The organism is Myxococcus vastator, assembly GCF_010894475.1.
Classification (GTDB): domain Bacteria; phylum Myxococcota; class Myxococcia; order Myxococcales; family Myxococcaceae; genus Myxococcus; species Myxococcus vastator.
The window spans coordinates 1-2,513 of sequence record NZ_JAAIYB010000729.1 but is presented as its reverse complement, the minus strand read 5'-3'; the positions used below and the strand labels follow the sequence as shown (position 1 = coordinate 2,513).

Annotated in this window: 2 protein-coding genes and 1 pseudogene; all 3 read left to right on the top strand. The window is 73.6% G+C overall.

Annotated elements, in window-relative coordinates:
- Positions 1 to 183: pseudogene (locus G4D87_RS36620) on the top strand (ABC transporter ATP-binding protein); the annotation flags it as partial.
- Positions 180 to 1,709, top strand: coding sequence for an ABC transporter permease (locus G4D87_RS36615; RefSeq protein WP_163787419.1), 1,530 nt, complete (start codon positions 180 to 182; stop codon positions 1,707 to 1,709). The pseudogene G4D87_RS36620 and the gene G4D87_RS36615, both read left to right, overlap by 4 nt.
- On the top strand, positions 1,706 to 2,513 hold an 808-nt coding region (locus G4D87_RS36610), incomplete at its 3' end, for a DUF58 domain-containing protein (protein ID WP_163787418.1). The genes G4D87_RS36615 and G4D87_RS36610, both read left to right, overlap by 4 nt.

Genomic DNA, 2,513 nt, shown 5'->3' with positions numbered 1-2,513 from the left:
GGGGAGGCGCTGCGCGTGCGCCTGGAGCTGGAGGCGGGCGCGGGCCCCGCGCAGGTGGACGCGGCGGCGGCGGCGGTGCTGGCGGCGCTGGTGTCCGCGGGGCTCCCCGTGTGTGCCTTCAGCGCGCGGGAGCGGAACCTCGAGGATGCCTTCATGACGGTGACGAAGGGGAGGGTGGCGTGAGCGCGCCCGTGGATACGGCGATGAGCCCTCCGGCCCAGGAGCCGACGGCTTCGGGGGGCGCCCGGGTCGCGGGCGCGGAGCCCTGGTCTCAGCGGTGGGGAGACCGGCTCAACCCGCTGGTGGTGAAGGAGCTCCGCCAGGGACTGCGCACGCGCGTCTTCTGGGTGTGCTTCGGGTTGATGCTGCTGGCGTGCCTGGCGGTGGCGCTGGTGGCCTACGTGGAGACGCGCGAGGGCGCCTCCTCGCGGCGTGGCCAGGGCTACTTCTTCGCCTTCTTCATCTGCCTGGGCGTCGCGCACTTCTTCGTCATCCCGTACAGCGCCTACCGCTCGTTGGCGCGTGAGCGCGAGGACGAGACGTGGGTGTTGCTGGTGCTCACCGGCCTGGGGCCGCGCCGCATCCTCCGGGGCAAGGTGGCGTCGTTCCTGGTGCAGGCGGCCCTGTATGCCTCCGCGGCGGGGCCCTTCCTCCTCTTCAGCTACTTCCTCAATGGCATCGCGCTGCCCACGATTCTGGCGGTGCTGGCGCTGGGCGGCGCGTGGCTCGTGTTCCTCACGGTGGCCAGCGTGTGCGCGGCGACGCTGGCCGACGGCCGCATGGGGCGCGCCTTCGTCCACTTCGGCTTGCTGGGCGCGCTGGGCATGGCGCTGTTGCAGGGGATGGGCGCGGCCTACGCGATATCGGAGATGGGCGACCGGTTCCTGCGTGACTCGGACCTCCTCTATCTGGTGGTCCTCGCGTTGCTGCTGATGCTCATGGACGGCTGGCTGCTCTTCGAGGCCGCCGCATCCCGGCTGTCCCTGCCCACGGAGGACTACACGCGGGGGCCGCGTCGCGCGGTGGGGGTGCAGGTGCTGGTGGGCATGCTCGCCGGAATCGCCATCTGGTGGCTGACGGGGCGCGCGCACAATGTGCCGGAGATGTTCGCGCTGCTGGGCGGCGTCCACCTGATTGGCGTGGGCATGTTCGTGGTGGCGGACGTGGATGGACAGGCGCGCCCGCTGCGCGCGGCCACCCGGCCCTGGTCCGTGCTGCGGCCCGGCGCGCTGCGGGGCTTCCGCTGGATGGTGTTCCTGCTGGGCGCCTGGGGCGCGCTGTTCTGGGGCTTGCAGGTGGGGTCCTCGGACCTGCCGCTGAAGGGCACCTCCCTGCGGATGGCCACCCTGGCGCTGCCGGCGTACGGCGTGCTCTTCCTGTCGCTGGCGGTGTGGCTGGGACGGAAGGTGCGCCCGGACCGGCTGGCCACGCCCGCGGCGGTGCGGTTGATGTTCGTGGCCTCCGTGGCGTTGGCCTCGGCGCTGCCTCCCTTGGTGGCGGTGTTGATGGGGTTCGATGGGGATGACCCTGTCCTCAACCTCTTCAACCCCGTGGTGGGCATCGCGAACTTCGCGACGTACGACTACGGGGCGTCCGGGCCGAAGATGTCCTGGGACTTGCTGGGCGCCGTCGTGGGGCTGGCGCTGGTGGCCGCCTTCGGGACGGACCGGATGCTCGTGGAGCGTGAGCGGCGGGCCCACGCGTCGTGAGCGAGCGGCTGGACGCATCCGCCGTCGCGCGGCTGGTTCCGGGGCTGGCCCTGGCGCTGCCCCGGGGGCCCCACCGGGGCCTCTTGGGGGAGGTCCGCGCCACGTCCGCGGGCAGCGCGCTGGAGCTGCATGACTTCCGTGCGTACCAGCCCGGAGATGACCTGCGGCAGGTGGACTGGAACGCGGTGGCGCGCACGGGAGAGCTCGTGCTGCGCATCCGCCAGGACGAGGTGTCGCCGCGCGTGGAGGTGGTGCTGGATGGCTCGCGCTCCATGGCGCTGTCCCCGCGCAAGGCCGCGTGCGCGCGGGAAGTGGCGCTGCTGACGGCGGAGGTGGCGGCGCGGCAGGGGCTGACGCCCACGTTGATGGTGGCCGGTGCCCGGCCGGAGCGCGCTCAGGGGCAGGCGTGCCGGGCGGCCCTGGACGCGGCGGACTTCGACGCGCGGGATGGGCTGCCGGAGGCGCTGGGGCGCCTGCCGCCGCTGCGGCCGTGTGGGCTGCGCGTGGTGGTGAGTGACTTCCTCTTCGAGGCGGACCTGCCGGCGCTGTGCGCGCGGCTGGCGCGGGGCGCGTCCGGGCTCTTCCTGGCGCAGGTGCTGGACGCCGAGGACCTGGACCCTGCGGGTGGGGAGGGGGCCCGGCTGGTGGACTCGGAGAGCGGCGCGGCGCTGGAGGAGCTGCTGACGGACGAGGTGCTGGCCACGTACACGCGCCGCTTCGCGGAGCACCAGCGCGGCTTGAGGGGCGCGGCCTTGCGTGCTCGCGGAGCGCTGCTCACCGCGCGGGCGCAGGATGGGCTGGGCG